Consider the following 16,258-nt stretch of genomic DNA (forward strand, 5'->3'; position numbering starts at 1 on the left):
TAGCCATGTCTAACTTTTGCCTTGGAGACCGTGGTCATGCGAAATATTATGAGAGTGCTGCTGGCCACACTCGCAATTGCGCTCCTCCTGTCTGGACCTGTCGCCGCGACGCCGGCCAAGGAGGCGCCTTGGCTTCCCGAGGCAGCGGCCTACCGTCTGACGCTCTTTCTTTTAAATCTCGAGCCTCGGCCCTGGGACATCACCGATACCGCCTGGACGGAACCCTACCGGGGTTCAGAATTCTCTGTCGGCGCGCTGGCGTGGCTGGACCGCGAAAGCGAAATCGAGCCCGCAGGTCTCTTGAAGGCCATGATGCGCGAAGACCGGCAGGCGGTTTTTGCCGAGGCGACGCGGCTCATCGCGCTCAGGATCGAAGAGGAACTGGACCGGGCTCTCGCGGCCGAAGAATCGGCGACGGCACAGCAGGCCGTACGAACGGCACGCGAACTCTACCGCGCGTTCGAGGACGGCGTTGCGGCCGCCGATTCGGAGGCTGCGAGACGGATCGGCCTGGCTTGGCTGGAGCTCAATAGCAGCACCGGGTTCTCTGGCGTACTTGGCGCAGGCTCGACATCTGCGGATCGCGAGACCATGGAAGCGGCGCGCGCAGTGATCTCCAGCTATCTTGCGGAAAACTATCTTTTGGACAGCTTCGCTCCGCGTAGGGCGTTAAGCGCCCTGCCGGAAACCGCCGTGCTCAGCGGTCGCGCCATCGAGGTGCCACCAAGCCTGCCACCGGGCTCCGACATCTTCGATCAGAACCCGTTGCCACTGCTCGTCCTCAATTTCGAGGAGCAGGGCATCGACGAGACCGACCTGCCGCTCGTCGCTTACGGCGACATGCTGTTCGACAGCGCGCAGATCTTCGGAAGCCCCGCGCGCGATCTCGGGATCACCTGCTCGACGTGTCACAACCGCTCGGACATAAACCAGCGGCTTTTCGTTCCGGGCGCAAGCCACCAGCCAGGCGCGATCGATGTCGACGGCGCCTTTTTCAACCCGATCTTCAACGACCGGCGCGACGACCCGCTCGACATTCCCAGCCTGCGCGGGCTGCGCTTCACCGGACCCTATGGCCGCGATGGCCGCTTCGCCTCCCTTCGCGATTTCACCCGCAACGTGATCGTCAACGAGTTCGGCGGGGATGAACCGACGCCCTTCGTGCTGGACGCTCTCGTCGCCTACATGCTCGAGTTCGACTTCCTGCCGAATTCCATGCTGACGAGTGATGGCCGCCTGACCGACGCGGCCCCAGAGGCCGCCCGGCGCGGCGAGGAGATCTTCAACACGCCCTTTGCCGGGCTCGGCGACCGCTCCTGCGCCAGTTGCCACGAGCCAGACGCGAACTTCCTCGACCGGCAGGCCCACGACATAGGCTCCGTTGCGCCGGCCTATGAAGGTGCCCGTGCCGGTGCGCTGGACACGCCCACGCTGCTCGGCACGGCCTATACCGCGCCCTACTTCCATGACGGATCTCTGCCGACGCTGGCCGCTGTCGTGGACTGGTTCGACGAAACGAAAGCGCTCGGGTTGACCGGGGAAGACCGCGCGTCCCTGACCGCCTATCTCAAGACCGTGGGTGCGGCGGACGAACCCTACGAGACGTTCGACACCGAGAATACCGCTTTCCGGCTGGCATTCGCCGAATTGACGACCTTCGCCTCGACACTCGACACGTTACTGCCGCGGCGGGACGCAGAGCACATCCTGCTGCTAACTGACACCGTGGCCGCGGACCTCTCGGCGGACGCCAGCACCATGTCGAACCTTGCTGCGCGGCCCGAGGTCTACGCGTTGGCTGAGCGGCTGGCCGCGGTCGGCGCCGCCGTCCGTGCCGATGACTGGGCGGCCGCCGAAGCAAGCTGGACCGCGTTCAAGTCCGAAGCCGCCGCAATTGAAGAGAGGGCATTCTGATGCCAGTTCAACTGACCCGTAGAGCGATACTGACCTTGGTCGGCGCGGGCGCGGTGTCGTTGGCGACACCTCTCGCCGCGCAGGACACTGCGTTGCGGCTGGCTTTCATCCCGCAGGAGAACCCGGAGAAGCTGCTTGGCGATATCGAGGCTATCACCGGCTGGCTGGCCAGTGAGATCGGCGTCCCGGTCGAGGGGTTCGTTACCATCGACCACGCAGCGGCGGTCGAGGCGCTGCGAAACGGCGACGCGGATGTCTCCTTCATGGGCGCCCTGCCCTTCGTTCTGGCCGAGGCCGAGATCGGTGCCGTGCCACTCCTGTCCGAGGTCTACCGCGACGCGCCGAATTATACGGGCCGCATTTTCGTGCGGCGCGACAGCGGTATCGGCGCGCTCGCAGACCTGCGCGGACGCGACATCGCATTCGCGGATCCGATCTCGGAATCGGGCTATCTCTATCCGCTCGCCGAATTCGTAGAGGCCGGGCTGGTTAAAGGTCCCGGCGCAGCGGAGGAATTTTTCGGCCGCGTCTTTTTCGCGGGGGGCTACCAACAAGCCATGCAGGCAATCGCCGAAGGCTTGGTCGATGCCGCGGGCGCCAGCCAGTATGCCGACCTGCTTCTGACACCGCAGCAACAGGCGGAGGTAACCTGGATCGCGGAAAGCGCACCGATCCCGAGCCATTTGGTGATCGCTCGCCCTGGGCTCGATGCCGCTCTGCGGGACCGTTTTGTCGGCGCAATGCTGCGGCTCAACGAGCCAGAGCACCGCAACAAGCTGCGCTATCTTTATGGACCGGACGGCTACGTCAGGGCCGACGGCGCCGCCTATAACGGCGTGCGCGACATGGCGCGGCGATACGGGCTGTTGGAATGAGCACTGCTATCCAAATCGACGACCTGAGTTTTGCCCATACGGGCGCGGACGTCCCGGCGCTGGAGCGGGTTTCGCTTAAGATTCCGACGGGCGAAAGCGTGGCTCTGCTCGGCCCGTCCGGGGCGGGCAAGACGACCCTGCTGGCACTGCTTGATGGCAGGCTCTTTGGCTGGCGCGGGCAGGTTTCGATCTTGGGCGCACCGCTCGATCCCGATCATCCGCCAATGCGCTCGCGCCGCCCGGATACCGGTTTCGTTTTTCAAGAGTTCGCGTTGGTCGAACGCTCCACTGTTCTGCGTAACGTCCTGAATGGCCGCCTGGGGCGCATGTCGCCGCTGCGGGCCCTGATGGGATCACCGACCAAGCACGATCTGGAGATTGCGCGCACGGCACTTGCCGATTGCGGCATTTCCGATCTTGCCGATCGCAGGGTCGACAGCCTCAGCGGCGGGCAGCGGCAGCGCGTCGCCATCGCGCGGTGTCTGGCGCAGGAACCACGGCTTATTCTGGCCGATGAACCGGTGAGCAACCTCGACCCTGCGCGTGCAGGTGAGATCTTGGCGCTGCTGACCGGGGCGGCGCAAGCGCGCGGCGCGACGGCGCTGTTTGCGTCTCACCAACCCGACCTGGCGCGGCGTTTTGCGCAGCGTATCATTGGCATTCGTGGCGGGCGGATCGCCTTTGATGTGCCGACCTCCGAGTTGAACGAGGATGCGACAGCGGAGCTCTATCGGGAGGTTGAGCCAATCCCCGGAATCGGCCTCAGGGCGGTGTCCTGATGGCGTTCCGCGGGTTTGGCGGCTTTGCGACGAGTGGTCTGATCGCCGCGGCGATCCTGTGGTCCTTCGCGAATACCGATGTCGAGTTGTCGCGTCTCATGTCGGCCGGCCCGCGCATTGCCGATTTCCTCGGTCGGATGTTTCCGCCTGACCCGACGGTGATGGCCGAGATCAAGAAGGGCAGCGCGGAAACGCTGAGAATAGCGATCCTCGGCTCCCTCGGTGCTGTGATCCTGTCCGTTCCCTTCGGCATTCTCGCGTCCGAGACGATGGTATCGCCTGCGGTGTTCCGGTCGATCCGAACGCTGCTTGCCTTCATACGGGCGATTCCGCTGATCCTCGTGGCCATGCTCATGGTGGGCGCTGTCGGGCTCGGGCCGCTGCCCGGCATCATCGCGGTCGCCTTTCATGCAACGGGGATGCTCGCCAAGTTCTATGCCGAGGCGATCGACGGCGTGTCCCGCGCGCCGATCGCCGCGCTGGAAAGCGCGGGCGCCGGGCCGCTCGTGCGGCTCAGATACGCGATCTGGCCGCAGATGGCGCCGGTCGTCGCCCGCGACACGATTTTCCGGTTCGAGTTGAACCTGCGCGAGTCGCTGATCCTCGGCATTGTCGGCGCGGGCGGGATCGGCTTTTACATCCAGACCTACGTGCGCTCTTTCCAGTATGACAAGGCGGCCAGCGTCACGATTGCCGTCGTCGTCATGGTCATCGCCATCGAAGCTATCAACGTCGCGCTGCGCCGTCGTTTTGCCTGACCTTCAGGCATAGATGTCGATCGGTGTCCCGTCCCTGACCATGGCGTAGATATCCTCGATCTGCCGGTCCGTGACGGAGATGCAGCCCGCGGTCCAGTCGCGTTTGTTCATCGGGTCGATCCCCTTGCGGGGCCCCCCGTGGATGAAGATGTCGCCACCCGGCGATTTTCCTTGCGCCTCTGCAAACGCGATGTCGGCTTCATTGGGATATGAGATGCCGATGGAGAGGTGGAAGAGGCTGTTTGGGTTGCGCCGGTCAATCAGGTAGGAGCCCTCCGGCGTGCGGCCGTCCCCCTCAAACTGCTTGTGGCCTTCGGGCGCGAAGCCCAATCCGATGGGATAGGTCCGCAAGACGTCATCCGCGCCGTCAAGAACTAACAGCCGCTGCGCCTTGTACATGCGTAACCGGGTCACTTGTGGTCCGTTGTACGACCGGAACTTGCTGGCACAGCCTGAAAGGAAGGCGGCCAAACCGCCCAACAGCAAGACCCGCCGTGAAATTCTGGTATTCACCACTGCTCGACGCCCCTTTTGCGAGGTCTGGATGATGTCAGACGTTACCCTACCGAAACCGCCGGATCAATGACCGTGCGCGAGTGCTCCCTTCGCCATCCGCTCGCCAATCGGTTCACCGCCCGAGGGCCCCGCTTCGACCCGGTGGCCGTTCAGGAGCCGAAGCGCGTTGGCCACGACAAGCAGAGACACGCCTACATCCGCAGCAATGGCGCCCCACATTGAGGCCATCCCGAACGCGGTCAGCCCGACGAACAGCGCCTTGGTCGCCAGCGATATGCCGATATTCTGGTGGATGATCGTCATGGCCCGGCGCGAATGGCCAATAAGCCAGGGTACCTTGCCGATGTCGTCGGTCATAAGCGCGATGTCGGCCGTCTCGATAGCGGCATCCGATCCGACAGCGCCCATGGCGATGGCATAATGCGCCCGCGCCATGGCCGGTGCGTCGTTCACACCGTCGCCGATCATCGCTACCATGTCGTGGCTTTCGACGAGTTCCTCAATGGCCGTCACCTTGTCTTCCGGCAAAAGTTCGGCGCGCACCTCGTCGATGCCGACTTCGGCTGCCACCGCGCGCGCGGTGCGTTCGTTGTCGCCCGTCAACATCACGATGGTATCCACACCCTGCGCATGCAGGCGCGCAACGATACCCTTTGCATCTGGGCGGATGCGGTCGCGAAGCTCCAGTACGCCGGTCACGCCGGCCTTGTCACCCACGGCAACGAGGGTGCTCCCTGTCTCCCCGATCTGATCCCGCAGATCCGCCGGAATGGCATTGCCGAACCCTTTCTCTTCGGCGAACCGATCCGAGCCGAGCCAGATAGCGCGCCCGTCGGCGCGTCCTTCCAGACCGCGCCCGGGCACGGTGCGGGTGTCCTCTGCGGCAGACACGGAAACACCATCGGCTTTGGCGCGCGAGAGTATGGCGCGTGCCAGCGGGTGTGAAGACCGCACCTCCAGGCTTGCTGCCAGCGCCATGAGATCGCGTGCGGAAACACCGACCAGTGGGTGAACCGCCGCCACCTCAGGCTCTCCCATGGTGATCGTCCCGGTCTTGTCCATCGCCAGTGCCGTGGTCCGCCCCGGCGCTTCGACATAGGCGCCGCCCTTGATGAGCACCCCCGCCCGTGCCGACGCGGTCAGCGCCGCAACGATGGAAACCGGCGTAGAAATGACCAACGCGCAAGGACATGCGATGACCAGAAGGACCAGGGCATTGTAGAACCAGTAGTCCCAGGCGCCGCCGAGCAGGAGTGGTGGCACCAGCGCGATGGTGATCGCCAGAGCCATCACGATTGGTGTGTAGATGCGCGCGAACTTGGCCACCCACTGTTCGACCGGCGCGCGGCGGGCATGGGCATCGCCTACCATGCGAATGATTTTCGCGAGCACCGTATCCGAGGCGGCCTTCGTCGCCCGCACCGTCAGTGTGCCTTCGCCGTTGATCGTGCCGGCATAGACCTCTTCGCCGGGTTCCTTGGGTACTAGCGCGCTTTCCCCAGTAATTGGGGCCTGATCGACGGCCCCTGCCCCGTCCACGACCTCACCGTCGAGGGGGATCCGGTCGCCGCCGCGCACGATAAACCTTGCATTGACTGCCACAGCCGCAGCCGGAACGTCGGATTCCGATCCGTCTTCGTAAAGGACCCGCGCCGTTGGCGGCGCCAGATCGAGGAGCGCGGAAACCGCGTTACGCGCCCGCCCCACGCTCCAGCTCTCAAGATAGAGAGAGAGCGAAAAAAAGAAGGCGACCGTCGCAGCCTCAAAAAACTCTCCGAGGCTGATGGCGCCGGCGACGGCCAGCACCATGAGCAGGTTCATGTCGGGGCTAAGCCTCCGCGCCGAAGACCAGGCCTTGGGCGCGACAAGCCAAACTCCGAAAAGAATCGCGAGGGCGAAGATCCCTGCTTCCGCCATGGGCATCGGCACATCGCCATGGCCCGCAAAGAGCCCGAGCGCGCCACCCATGCCGGTCTCGACCATGTGAAAAAGGAATCCCGCCCCCCAGAAGCCGCCGCTCAACGAGGTAAAGCGCTTCTGACGTGCCAGATGCGCGGCCTGGTCCTCTGCTGCGTTGTCGGCATCCCAAGGCTTCGCGCTCATGCCGGTCGTTGCGACCAACTGCGTGACCTCGTCGTCTGGTATCCTCTTGGCGCTATCGAGGATGGTCATTCGCCCGTTGATAACGTCGAATGCCAGGTGTTCGGTTCCGCCCACTTTCGGCCCGACAACCCGGTTCAGGATCGCCACCTCTTCGGCGCAATCGAGCCCGGAGACCTGAAAGCTCCTTCCGCCGGACGGCGCTAGCCCAGCCGACGCAACATCACTGTTCGCATCGCAACAGGATTTGCCTGTTGCGTGAGGTTGCTTTTGATCACTCCGGTGGCTGTGATCGTTGCGGTTGCCATCAAAAGACATGGATTGACCTCGGGATTCATTGATTCCACATTGCTATAGCTCCTAAAGCAACTAGAGCATCAAGAGTTAGAATAGGACGTTTCATGCAGAAAATTGCAGCGTCCGAACGTTCACCGCACCACTAAGGCGCGATGAAATCAGAAAGAGCGGGTTAAAAATGCAAAAACGACAAGCGCCTATCATTGCAGCAATTCTGGTACTCGCCGGCTGCGCGGTGCCGCCGACAGATGATGGCGCTCAGAACAAGGTTGGCAATGTTCCCGCGTCTGTAGCGGCACTTGCTGCACCCGGTCAGGATCTCACGTCGGCTCGTCGACTTCCGGAAGATGGGTGCTACTGGTATCAGCACAGTGGACCAGTAGAGACCACTTTGGTACCTCTTCGCGCGGCCGGCGGCGGACCAATCTGCACGTCTCTCCAGTCTTGATTTGCTTGTCCAGAGGGTCGCGGATGCGTCGAGTTCAGTGCACGCCTTCAACTTTGCGCTGTCACACTATCCTCGGCCGAGTAAAGAAACGCTGTCGAACCTATCTTGACGTTGGGATAAAGTTCGTTGATGTGAGCCATGACCATCCGGACGCAGCCAGAACTTGCGCGACCGCCGATGCTTTTTGGATACGGTGTGCCATGGATACGTAGATAGCTATCCCTACTGCCGACAAAAAGATAAAGCGCACGTGACCCAAGTGCGTTGGTCGGGCCAGGTTCCATACCATCTGCGTATTGCTCGTACTCCGGATTGCGTTCAATCATGTTTTTGGTTGGCGTCCAATGAGGCCATTTCACCTTCCGCTTAATCGTATAAGTTCCCGGCTCATAAAGGTCGCCCTTTGCAATGGCCACGCCGTAGCGCATTGCAGTTCCACCTTTTTCGATGTGGTAGAGGTATCGCGCCACTGCGTCCACGTGGATGTCGCCCGGCACGAGATTGCGCTTCGCAACGACGCGCTGCGGCAAAAACCTTGGATGCAGACCCCATGGGTTAGTCGTGGCTGGCTCGTAGCCGAACGGTGTGACTTGCGTGTCCCAAGCCGCCTTTTGTGATTCTGTTGGCCACGTATCGGCAAAGAGCGGCTGAGCGATTGAGGCCGAGAATAGCGCAGTCGTTGTCTGGATGAAGTGGCGTCTCGTCAGCATTTTTCTGTTTCCTTCGCAAGATTTTACTAAAGGATAAAATATATCCTTAACGCGTCTCTACTTGCCCAGGAAGGAATGAGGCATCGTCAGCAACCTTCCCAAGGTCTAGTTCAGTACATTTTCGTTGTAACTCCTAAAGCTCCTAAACGTTCAAGGAAAAAGTTCTGCGAACACGATTCCCACTAACCCAGCCTCGTCGCGTGAAAAGCCAGCTGATCCAATTACTTCTCAAGGGGCAGACGAAGCTTTTTTCAGCCTATTTCCGAGCCACAGCCTCCAGTCAGGGTCAGACAGGCTAACAATTGGTTGATCCTTGCGAAAGTAGGCTTCGACGTAAAACATTGGTCCAAATTCTGCATGCGAACAGGATACGATTGCATCATTCATGTGGGTATCAAAACCTCACGGGGTGAGACATGCGCCGCGTACATTCGTTTCGCTGACCTCAAGTTGCAAACGACTTTTTCAAATGCCGTTCAGTTTGGGGTAAAGATAAACGCGTGCACCTATCGCAACACGATCGTACAGGTCCTTTACGTGCTTATTGGTGAGGCGGGCACATCCGTTCGAAACGGCCGACCCGATGGTTTCTGGTGCGTTGGTTCCATGGATTCGAAGATAGGTGTCTCGGCCGTCATCATCGTATAAATAGATCGCTCGCGCGCCGAGAGGATTATTCGGTCCTCCCTTCAAACCGTTTCTAAATCGTGCATACTTATTCGGCTCTCTTTGGATCATGGCGTTGGTCGGCCGCCACCACGGCCATTTGGCTTTGCGCGCTACTGTGAACACGCCTGATTCGTACAAATCCTTGCGTCCAACTCCTACTCCGTAGCGGATCGCCATACCTTCTTCGAGCATGAAATACAAAAAAAAATCATCCGGTACTAAATGCAGATCTCCGGGCAGCCAATCCGTCCGACGTGCGTTTACCAGTTGAGGAAGAAAACGTTCTGGAAAAGAGGGTTGACTTGCTGCACCAGTCATAGGAACCAACACGCTGGCTGCACTGGTAGATACGAACATTCGCCTGCTAAAGTTTTTCATTTCGATGTACCCCACTAAATTGAGTTACATGAAATTGCGAACACATCGCCTCGATAAGTAGAACTCACGATCGTGTGTTCACAACTGCGAGCAGTTCGATTGTTGCTCCGAGGGTACGATCCGAACTTTCCGAAGGGAGATTTGACCAAAGCATGCCGAGCGCGTATTGGATATCTGCGCGGCAATCCACAACACCGCTCTCCAGCGTGATACAATCTTGCCTCCTCGGTCACGGGCGATAGCGGCGAGACGCTTAAGTACTTCGATAGAAACGTGTTCGTCAACTTGCTCCTGATTTGCATCCAAATCGCGAGTGAGAGCTACTGGAAAGCCCACGACGTGTGAACGATGACTTTTCGAAGGTTGGATATTGCTTCAACCTATCGTGAGTCCAGCGTCAAGATGTGGTTTCACACCTGAGCCGAACGTAGGTTCGACTCAGTAAAAAGCTTGGCGCTTGATGCGCGGTCCCGCCTCGCATATTCCGGCGCCAAATCTGCTGAGAAAGGCACGCCTTATATGACTCTGTCCGCAATCCTGCGTATCGACAAAATCCTGCTCGGCATTGTCGCCGCCGTGCTGTTACTTTCGGTCGGTATTTATTTCTACAGCACCGACTATTTCTCGCTCACCTACGCGCGTGAAGACGGCTTGGTGGAGTACGGCACTGCTCTCTTTCTCTGCGTGGCCAGCGTCGTCCTGGTGATGAACGCGCGGTCGCTAAAGGCGCGCGGCGCGGGCCTCGCCTTCGCCTGCACGCTGTTCTATGCGCTTCTCTTCTTCTTTGCCGCGGGCGAGGAGATTTCCTGGGGCCAACGTATAATCGGCTGGGAAACCGGCGAGACCTTCGAGGAGATGAACAAGCAGCAGGAAACGAACCTGCACAACCTGATTGTGCCCACGCCTTGGGGCGATTTCCACCTCGCCAAGACGCTCTTCGGTCCGATCCTAACGTTAATCGTGCTGGTCTACATTACCGTGCTGCCACTGCTCTACTCGCGCGTCAGCTGGATCAAACGTGCCGCCAATCACATTGCCGCCCCGGTGCCCGGCACACGTCACGCAATGCTCGCCGTTGCAGCAAGCCTGGTGATTGCGGTCATCGACGTTCCTCGCAAATGGGAGGTCTACGAGTTGGTCTTCTCGCTCCTGGCAACCTCGATCTTCCTCCTGCCGCAGAACAGTAAACACACGACTTTCTTGGAGGCGTGATATGAACCGCGCCGGGTTTGCCGGAGGCTGATTGATCTTAGCTACGCGGCCATGTCTGATGTTTCCAGAGTCGCGTAATAGTTTGCTTCGACCTCTCTTGGCGGAATGTATACGATGGGTTCGAGAAGACGGCGGTTGTTGAACCAATTCACCCAATACAGGGTCGCGTATTCGACTGCATCGAAACTGCGCCATGGCCCGCGTCGGTGGATGACCTCAGCATTGAACAGGCCATTGGCCGTCTCGGCCAGGGCATTGTCATAACTGTCGCAAACGCTTCCCACGGAAGGTTCTACCCCCGCCTCTGCGAGTCGCTCGGTATAGCGAATGGACAGCAATTGCGATCCGCGATCCGAGTGAAGCACCAGGCCTGATCCGGGTTGTCTCTGAAGAACGGCCTGTTGGAGGGTGTAAGGTGCGGTTACTCGTGGGACATCCCGTTTGTTGATTATAGCTTCTCTCTGAGCGCTTCGTAAGACGTCTTGACGCCAACGGTAGAAGCTGGATCGATCTATCCCGAAATAGCGGCAAGTCCTGCGACGTGACCGATCTCCTCCGCATGTCGAAGTATCCGCAACTTGCGTTGGATCTCGCGTTGGTCCTTGGTCATGAACATCTCCTTCGTCCCAAACCTCGGAGGTTAAAGAAAATGTCCCGCGAGTAACGGCATATCTACATTGCTCGGCTACCTCCGTAGCGCTTGATTTTATTGCCTCAAATCGTTGGGGCCGGGCGTGTTCGCCTCGGCCCCATTGTCTATCTTCACTTCACCTGCGTGACAGTAAGCTTTCCCTCAACCCGGTCGGCAACGAACTCGATTTCCTGACCCTCCGCCATCTTGGCCATCATTGCTTCGTCAGCGCGGAACACCATGGTCATCGCGGGCATATCAAGGTTGACGAGAGGGCCGTGAATGATTGTGACTTTGCCGGCCTCCGCGTCGATTTTCTTGATGGTCCCGCTCGTGTACTCCACGTCAGCCTGAGCTATCTGGTCACCGACCGCGACCTCACGGTGCATGCCGGCTTCGTAGTGGCCCGGGATCAGGCATGCTGCTTCGAACGTACCGGAATTCGCGAAAGTCCAGACAACCTCACCCGACGCGCCCGCATCGAGACGGATACGGTTCGGATCGTCGTGTTCCATGTCCATCTTGGCCATTTCGATCTTGTGCTCGGCATTGCGCTCGACCGTGTCGAGTACGAACTCATGCTCCAACTCACCCTTGTTGGTGATGTTGAAGCGGATGGTTTCACCCTCCTTGATGGTCATCTCTTCGCTCTCGATCAGCATCTGGCCCTCATCGTTTTCGAGCAAAGTGACGTCGATTGTGCGATCCACCTTGGCGGGGTCACCTGGCATGCCGACCATCATTTCTGTCTGTTCGGTAGGCTGGTTTTCATCATGTCCACCGCCGTGCGTGCCTGTAGCATAGGCCTGTGTGGAAAGCGCGATCGCGAGGCTTGTTGTCAGAAGAAGGTTTTTCATTTCATTTTCCTGTAGGTTGGTTTGGTTAGAGATGACGAAGGGCTGCTCAGCCCTTCGAGGCTGGTTTCTGTGTGAGAATGGTCCTGGGGCTGTTGTTGGAGGCGAATTCAGGCAACTCGCCGGTCCATTCGTAGGCCATCTCGCCCGGGGGGTTCTCGTACCAGCCGGGATCGGAGTAATCGTCCGCGTCGATGCCGTCCCGCACCTTTACGACCGAAAACATGCCGCCCATCTCGATGGGGCCGTAAGGGCCCCAACCCGTCATCATCGGGATGGTATTGTCGGGCAGCGGCATTTCCATTTTCGCCATCTCGCCCATCCCGTTCGTACCCATAGGCATGTATTCCGGCTGGAACTGACGGATCTTCTGCGTCAGCGGCTTCTTGTTGACACCGATGAACGTCGGCACGTCATGGCCCATGGCGTTCATCGTGTGGTGTGACTTGTGACAGTGGATCGCCCAGTCACCCAGATGGTCCGCGACGAACTCATAGGCGCGCATCGCGCCCACGGGGATGTCGATGCTCACCTCTGGCCATTGCGCTTCAGGCGACACCCAGCCGCCGCGTGTGCAGCCCGGTCGATCAGTATGAACGATAAATCTATGCGACGGACTGGTTTCGCCTGCCGCATGTTCTCCACCGGCTGCGCTTGCAAAAACTTGCGGCTCGCCGCGACTGCCTTAGCGGTCGAATGAAACCTGTGTCTTTCAAAAAATAGCATATTCAGCCTTTTGAAACGTGGGTACCTAGCCGAGCAAGCTATGCTCCCGCGCTGGAAGGTCAATAAAAACCAATGCTTTAGAAGCATAATTTTTGTAACGAAATGTATCCTTGATCTTTGTTGGCAATCGCGCTTTTTTAATTGTGAAAGGTACGAGACGTATGCGTTTTTTCAAATTGACACGAATGGCTCATATTCTGTCGCTCATCGCCTTGATGGTAGCGGCCATGCCTTTTATCGGATCTGAAGCTGACTCGCCGCAACAAGATTGGAGCCACGTCGCCGCAATGGACGTTCGTGACTGTGGCGGACATCTTGTGTCGGACGATACTATCCCCGGTTGCCGTGGTATGATGGTGCATTGCGTCACTTTTTCTAACGGCGATCATGCGCTAGCCGAACCAAAGCTCCTTATCGTTCACGTTTATCATGGCTCGCGCGCGGTCTACGCGGAAAGCTTGACGCCGGAAGCGTCTTCGCCCCCTCCGCGAGTGTGAACGGGCTTCGATTCTCATCCCTGCATCATACGGCTAAGGTTTCCGGTCTCGTCCAAAGAAGAAACGGCGTGAACGTGTGACTGGCTCGCCTGTTGGGGTGGTCCTGAAACACCTCGGGTACTCGCGGGGTCACTCCTTGGAAACTACTCGAGGTCTGCCTTAGTCGGGCGAACCTTCGACTCAATCATCACAAAGGAGAAGAGTATGCGACTCTTCAAAGCAAAACAGTGTGCGCTTTCCGAAACAGCACTCAGTTCTTCGGAACATCTGGCAAAAGGTCTGTCCCGGCGTCAGTTCGGTTTGACCGCGGCTGCCGCGCTTGCCATGCCGACGGTATTGCGCGCGCACGGATCACCAAAAATCACATCGAAAGGGACCTATGATGTCACTGTCGACCGGGTTCGGATCAACACTGGAAACTTTCGGAAAATGGGCGTCGGTTACAACAAGAGCCAGATTCCAACGATCCTGCGTTTCAGGGAAGGCGAGGAAGTCACCATTAATGTGACCAATAATCTTCGCGAGAGCACTTCTATACATTGGCACGGGCTTGTCCTGCCATTCCGGCAGGACGGCGTCCCTGGCATCAGCTTCAACGGTATCGCCCCGGGTGAAACCTTCACCTACCGCTTTCCGATTCAGCAGGCGGGCACGTATTGGTTTCACAGCCACTCAGGCTTTCAGGAACCCGATGGTGCTTACGGTGCCATTGTGATCGAGCCGCGCGATGGTGAACGGCTTGGGGCAAATCGCGATTATGTCGTGCAACTGGCCGACAAACACCCGCATCCGGGCAGCCGGATCATGCGGAATCTCAAGAGGATGCCGGATTATTACAACCGCTCGCAACGCACGTTGCAGACCCTGATCAAGGATTCGCGTCAGGACGGCCTAAAGGCAGCCCTCAAGGACCGCGGAATGTGGGGCCGGATGCGAATGATGCCAACCGACATCGAGGATGTGCAGGGATACACGGCGCTCATCAACGGACGAAGCACCTCGCAAAACTGGACAGGACTATTCCGGCCAGGTGAGAAGATCCGCCTACGGATCATCAATTCTTCGGCCATGACCTATTTCGATATGCGTATTCCTGGCCTGAAAATGACCGTGGTCCAGGCTGATGGCAATGACGTCAAGCCAGTCACGGTTGACGAGTTGCGTGTCGCCGTAGCCGAAACGTATGACGTCATCATCCAGCCGCGGGAAAACAAAGTTTATAGCATCATTGCCGAATCAATGGGTCGCACTGCGCTCGTTCGTGGGACTCTATCGCCAAAAAAAGGTTATGCCGGGGCCGTGCCGCGGCTCAGGTCCAAGCCATTGCTCACAATGGCCGACATGAGCGGCATGATGGGGATGGATATGGGTGACCACGTCATGCAGAACGCAAGTGGCATGCAGACCATGAGTGGAATGGAGCACTCAAAAATGCAGGGTATGAATAAGCCCGGCATGAACGGCATGGAGAACTCTGGCATGAATATGTCAGGCAATCACGACCCATTCTATGCGCCAGGGAGCGGGCTGACACCCAAGGCCTATAACGGCGGCAAGTTCCTGTCCTACACGGATCTGCGCGCTGCGCGGCCGCTTTACCGGAACCGCGCTGCCTCGCGCACCATTGAACTGCGTCTGACGGGCAACATGGAGCGTTACATCTGGTCGATCAACGGAGTAAAATACGAGGATGCCGACCCAATCGTGCTGAATTATGGCGAACGGGTGCGCATCCGCTTCATCAATGAGACAATGATGGCGCATCCAATGCACCTGCACGGGATGTGGTCGATCATCGATACCGGTCAGGGCGCGCGTAACCCCATCAAGCACACGGTGAGCGTCCAACCCGGCACGACAACCGACATAGAGGTAGAGGTCGATGCCCCTGGACAGTGGGCTTTCCATTGTCACCTCTCTTACCACGCTGACGGTGGCATGTTCCGCAAAGTCGTAGTCAGAGGGCGCCCAGCCTGAACCAGTCAGTAAAAGGAAAATCAAGATGAAACGTTTCAAACTGGCCGGACTTGCCGGCCTCTTTCTGCCATGGGCTCAGGTCACATACGCCGAGCCGCTTATCTGGGGTTTCCAAGCGGAGCAGTTCGAATATCGCGCGATGGATGGTGAGGATGCCTTCGTATGGGATTTTGATGCTCTGGCGGGATCGGATGAGTTGAAATTCGTCTGGAGAAGCGAAGCCGAGCTTGGCCTCACATCGGATGATTTCGAAAAATTGGAAAACCAGGCGCGACTTCAGTTTCCAGTTTCGCCTTTCTTTGATGCCGTAGTGGGGGCTTATGCGGATACGCCGGGTGGGGCACCTGACCGCTACGCTGGTGTGGTAGGCCTCAAAGGCCTCGCGCCGCAGTGGTTCGAGATCGATGCCGATCTTTTCGTGTCTGATCACCCATTCTTCCGTTTCGAGGCAGAGTATGAGGCACTGTTGACCAACCGCCTGATTTTCACGCCGAGCATCGAAGTTGATATGCCCCTGAAGGATGATCTGGCGCGCGAACGCGGCGCTGGCGGTGCTATAGTGGAGATCGGAGCGCGGCTCAGCTATGACGTCATCGACCGCGCTTTTTCTCCTTATGTCGGCGTTAACTACGAGGCCTCTTATGGCGACACGAAGGACATCGTCAAAGCAAATGGTGAAGATACTGATGCATTTTCGATCGTCTTCGGTACGCGCCTAATGTTCTGAAAATTTTGTCGCCCCGGCTGCAAGCCCGGGCGACTTTCAAACTATGCAATCCCCAAAGGGAGCGTGAGAGATTAACAGCCAAACTTGAAACGAAACCGTGATGAGTGGACGGGGACACGCGGGTCACATGCGGTAGAGCGGACGCAGCATGGCAATTTCAGCTTAACGAGGTCGCTGTCGATGTGCGCGA

At 58.8% G+C, this 16,258-nt stretch carries 14 protein-coding genes and 2 pseudogenes; 8 read left to right on the forward strand and 8 right to left on the reverse strand.

The window, feature by feature from the left end; all coding sequences use genetic code 11:
• The first annotated feature begins 36 nt into the window (after nucleotides 1–36).
• Genes C2I35_RS18900 through phnE form a run of 4 tightly spaced genes read left to right on the forward strand, consistent with a single transcriptional unit; the run spans nucleotide 37 to nucleotide 4,326 of the window.
• Nucleotides 37–1,914, forward strand: a complete 1,878-nt coding sequence (locus C2I35_RS18900; RefSeq protein ID WP_103764636.1) for a cytochrome c peroxidase — start codon at nucleotides 37–39, stop codon at nucleotides 1,912–1,914.
• Nucleotides 1,914–2,789, forward strand: a complete 876-nt coding sequence (locus tag C2I35_RS18905) for a phosphate/phosphite/phosphonate ABC transporter substrate-binding protein (protein WP_103764587.1) — start codon at nucleotides 1,914–1,916, stop codon at nucleotides 2,787–2,789. Before C2I35_RS18900 ends, C2I35_RS18905 begins: the two co-directional genes overlap by 1 nt.
• Nucleotides 2,786–3,568 (forward strand): phosphonate ABC transporter ATP-binding protein, encoded by a 783-nt coding sequence (locus C2I35_RS18910; protein WP_103764588.1) that lies wholly within the window; start codon nucleotides 2,786–2,788, stop codon nucleotides 3,566–3,568. Before C2I35_RS18905 ends, C2I35_RS18910 begins: the two co-directional genes overlap by 4 nt.
• The gene (phnE, locus tag C2I35_RS18915) at nucleotides 3,568–4,326 is read left to right on the forward strand and encodes a phosphonate ABC transporter, permease protein PhnE (protein WP_103764589.1); all 759 of its coding nucleotides are present in this window, start codon (nucleotides 3,568–3,570) and stop codon (nucleotides 4,324–4,326) included. Before C2I35_RS18910 ends, phnE begins: the two co-directional genes overlap by 1 nt.
• 3 nt (nucleotides 4,327–4,329) lie before the next feature.
• Here phnE and C2I35_RS18920 read toward each other — a convergent pair whose 3' ends face one another.
• The 4 genes from C2I35_RS18920 to C2I35_RS18940 form a co-directional block, all read right to left on the reverse strand.
• Complete coding sequence (locus C2I35_RS18920; protein ID WP_103764637.1) at nucleotides 4,330–4,806, reverse strand: L,D-transpeptidase family protein; 477 nt, start codon at nucleotides 4,804–4,806, stop codon at nucleotides 4,330–4,332.
• Nucleotides 4,807–4,905: 99 nt separating this feature from the next.
• A complete protein-coding gene (locus C2I35_RS18925) occupies nucleotides 4,906–7,260 on the reverse strand; it encodes a heavy metal translocating P-type ATPase (RefSeq protein ID WP_443217233.1) in 2,355 nt (784 codons plus the stop codon).
• 474 nt (nucleotides 7,261–7,734) lie between these two features.
• Nucleotides 7,735–8,397, reverse strand: coding sequence for a L,D-transpeptidase (locus tag C2I35_RS18935; RefSeq protein ID WP_103764591.1), 663 nt, complete (start codon nucleotides 8,395–8,397; stop codon nucleotides 7,735–7,737).
• Between the two features lie 465 nt (nucleotides 8,398–8,862).
• On the reverse strand, nucleotides 8,863–9,444 hold the full coding sequence (locus C2I35_RS18940) for a L,D-transpeptidase (protein ID WP_103764592.1): 582 nt from the start codon (nucleotides 9,442–9,444) through the stop codon (nucleotides 8,863–8,865).
• 450 nt (nucleotides 9,445–9,894) lie between these two features.
• Between C2I35_RS18940 and C2I35_RS18945 the strand changes: the two genes are divergently transcribed.
• Nucleotides 9,895–10,656 (forward strand): hypothetical protein, encoded by a 762-nt coding sequence (locus C2I35_RS18945; protein ID WP_146050082.1) that lies wholly within the window; start codon nucleotides 9,895–9,897, stop codon nucleotides 10,654–10,656.
• A gap of 41 nt (nucleotides 10,657–10,697) precedes the next feature.
• Here the strand turns inward: C2I35_RS18945 and C2I35_RS18950 are convergent.
• From C2I35_RS18950 to C2I35_RS18960, 4 genes and pseudogenes are all read right to left on the reverse strand, one after another.
• Nucleotides 10,698–11,063, reverse strand: a pseudogene (locus C2I35_RS18950) (integrase core domain-containing protein); the annotation flags it as partial.
• Nucleotides 11,064–11,081: 18 nt separating this feature from the next.
• Nucleotides 11,082–11,266 (reverse strand): annotated as a pseudogene (locus C2I35_RS22540) (helix-turn-helix domain-containing protein); the annotation flags it as partial.
• Nucleotides 11,267–11,418: 152 nt separating this feature from the next.
• Complete coding sequence (locus tag C2I35_RS18955; protein WP_103764594.1) at nucleotides 11,419–12,144, reverse strand: copper-binding protein; 726 nt, start codon at nucleotides 12,142–12,144, stop codon at nucleotides 11,419–11,421.
• Nucleotides 12,145–12,190: 46 nt separating this feature from the next.
• Complete coding sequence (locus C2I35_RS18960; protein WP_245890551.1) at nucleotides 12,191–12,673, reverse strand: multicopper oxidase domain-containing protein; 483 nt, start codon at nucleotides 12,671–12,673, stop codon at nucleotides 12,191–12,193.
• Nucleotides 12,674–12,977: 304 nt separating this feature from the next.
• Between C2I35_RS18960 and C2I35_RS21985 the strand changes: the two genes are divergently transcribed.
• The 3 genes from C2I35_RS21985 (at nucleotide 12,978) to C2I35_RS18970 (ending at nucleotide 16,068) form a co-directional block, all read left to right on the forward strand.
• Nucleotides 12,978–13,364, forward strand: a complete 387-nt coding sequence (locus C2I35_RS21985) for a hypothetical protein (RefSeq protein ID WP_146050083.1) — start codon at nucleotides 12,978–12,980, stop codon at nucleotides 13,362–13,364.
• A gap of 204 nt (nucleotides 13,365–13,568) precedes the next feature.
• On the forward strand, nucleotides 13,569–15,341 hold the full coding sequence (locus tag C2I35_RS18965; protein WP_103764595.1) for a copper resistance system multicopper oxidase: 1,773 nt from the start codon (nucleotides 13,569–13,571) through the stop codon (nucleotides 15,339–15,341).
• Between the two features lie 25 nt (nucleotides 15,342–15,366).
• A complete protein-coding gene (locus C2I35_RS18970; protein WP_103764596.1) occupies nucleotides 15,367–16,068 on the forward strand; it encodes a copper resistance protein B in 702 nt (233 codons plus the stop codon).
• The last annotated feature ends 190 nt before the right edge of the window (nucleotides 16,069–16,258 follow it).

The sequence above is a fragment of the Roseovarius confluentis genome (genome assembly GCF_002917925.1).
GTDB classification, from domain to species: Bacteria; Pseudomonadota; Alphaproteobacteria; order Rhodobacterales; family Rhodobacteraceae; genus Roseovarius; species Roseovarius confluentis.

Coding starts and splice junctions, on each gene's coding strand:
- C2I35_RS18910 (WP_103764588.1), top strand. CDS start 2,786: ATGAGCACTGCTATCCAAATCGACGACCTGAGTTTTGCCCATACGGGC.
- C2I35_RS18935 (WP_103764591.1), bottom strand. CDS start 8,397: ATGCTGACGAGACGCCACTTCATCCAGACAACGACTGCGCTATTCTCG.
- C2I35_RS18905 (WP_103764587.1), top strand. CDS start 1,914: ATGCCAGTTCAACTGACCCGTAGAGCGATACTGACCTTGGTCGGCGCG.
- C2I35_RS18900 (WP_103764636.1), top strand. CDS start 37: ATGCGAAATATTATGAGAGTGCTGCTGGCCACACTCGCAATTGCGCTC.
- C2I35_RS18940 (WP_103764592.1), bottom strand. CDS start 9,444: ATGAAAAACTTTAGCAGGCGAATGTTCGTATCTACCAGTGCAGCCAGC.
- C2I35_RS18925 (WP_443217233.1), bottom strand. CDS start 7,260: ATGTCTTTTGATGGCAACCGCAACGATCACAGCCACCGGAGTGATCAA.
- phnE (WP_103764589.1), top strand. CDS start 3,568: ATGGCGTTCCGCGGGTTTGGCGGCTTTGCGACGAGTGGTCTGATCGCC.
- C2I35_RS18955 (WP_103764594.1), bottom strand. CDS start 12,144: ATGAAAAACCTTCTTCTGACAACAAGCCTCGCGATCGCGCTTTCCACA.
- C2I35_RS18965 (WP_103764595.1), top strand. CDS start 13,569: ATGCGACTCTTCAAAGCAAAACAGTGTGCGCTTTCCGAAACAGCACTC.
- C2I35_RS18970 (WP_103764596.1), top strand. CDS start 15,367: ATGAAACGTTTCAAACTGGCCGGACTTGCCGGCCTCTTTCTGCCATGG.